This is a genomic window from Phaeocystidibacter marisrubri, assembly GCF_008933165.1.
Taxonomy (GTDB): Bacteria; Bacteroidota; Bacteroidia; order Flavobacteriales; family Schleiferiaceae; genus Phaeocystidibacter; species Phaeocystidibacter marisrubri.
Genome location: NZ_WBVQ01000010.1, coordinates 1 through 881, shown reverse-complemented (window position 1 = coordinate 881; position 881 = coordinate 1). Strand labels below are relative to the sequence as shown.

General features: G+C 42.9%; 2 protein-coding genes. Both read right to left on the bottom strand.

Features of this window, described 5'->3' with window-relative positions:
- Positions 1–146: 146 nt before the first annotated feature.
- Positions 147–350, bottom strand: a complete 204-nt coding sequence (locus tag F8C82_RS14640; protein ID WP_151694374.1) for a hypothetical protein — start codon at positions 348–350, stop codon at positions 147–149.
- 2 nt (positions 351–352) lie between these two features.
- Positions 353–881, bottom strand: a 529-nt coding sequence (locus F8C82_RS14815) for a hypothetical protein (RefSeq protein ID WP_170266289.1), incomplete at its 5' end; no start/stop codon positions are given.

Below are 881 nucleotides of genomic sequence, written 5' to 3'. Positions count from 1 at the left end.
ATCCTGCTCCTTTTGCTCATTGGTAAACAACCTCTTTACAAGGAAATACCCTCCGACTAAAATGGCAGCACCGCCGACAATTTTGATAGTATTGATGGGGGTGAAGAAGGTCATTGTTTTCTCTTTTAGAGCTTGTTTATCCATGATTAAAGGGATTGAAGAAGAGGCTCGTATTCTTTAAGGAGCCCATTCACATTAGGTTTTTCTGATAGCTCCGCGAGAATCTTCAGACTCTCTAAGTCTGCCTTTGCAGCAATCTTTTCCAACAGCTTTGCTTTTTGCTCTGCTGACGCTTTTGAGCTTCCAGAAATTGTGATACTGATACTGTGTTTTGCTTGTCCAAATGCCATGGTTATTGTTCTTGTAGTGTGTGTGCGTATTTTTCAAAAAGGGAATTAAAATCCGAGTTGAATGCTTCTCCATGTTCCGGGTGTCCCGACATTTTTAGAAGAGAATACATTGCTGTCGCCTCCTCTTCTTGGCACACCTCTAACCATTTCTGCATTTCTTGTTTAACTCCGGAAGAATGGGTAATCTGACTCCCCCCTTTTTGGGAATTGATCATACCAAGCCCCATCTTCTTGATTTCAGGATCCTTCAACAGTTCACCGAACTCCTGGATTGCTGATCGCTTTGAAACTTGATGCTCCAGATCTCTTTTGTCACGCTCTAAATCCCGAATCTTGTCCTTGAGATCCTCGCGCTCTTCTTTGTAGCGCTTTAATCGTTCAAGTTCAGATTGAGCAGAATTCAGTTGATATTGGAGAACACGGACTTCTGCCTTGCTTTCAAAAACAGCAGGTGAAACATTCCCCAGCCCTGCAACTGGGTAATTGCCTTGTTGCTCGAGGATTCTTCGAATCTCAATGTATCGCTCTTCA

Excerpts from the sequence above, each read along its gene's own strand:
- F8C82_RS14640 (WP_151694374.1), bottom strand. The coding sequence starts at position 350 with ATGGCATTTGGACAAGCAAAACACAGTATCAGTATCACAATTTCTGGA.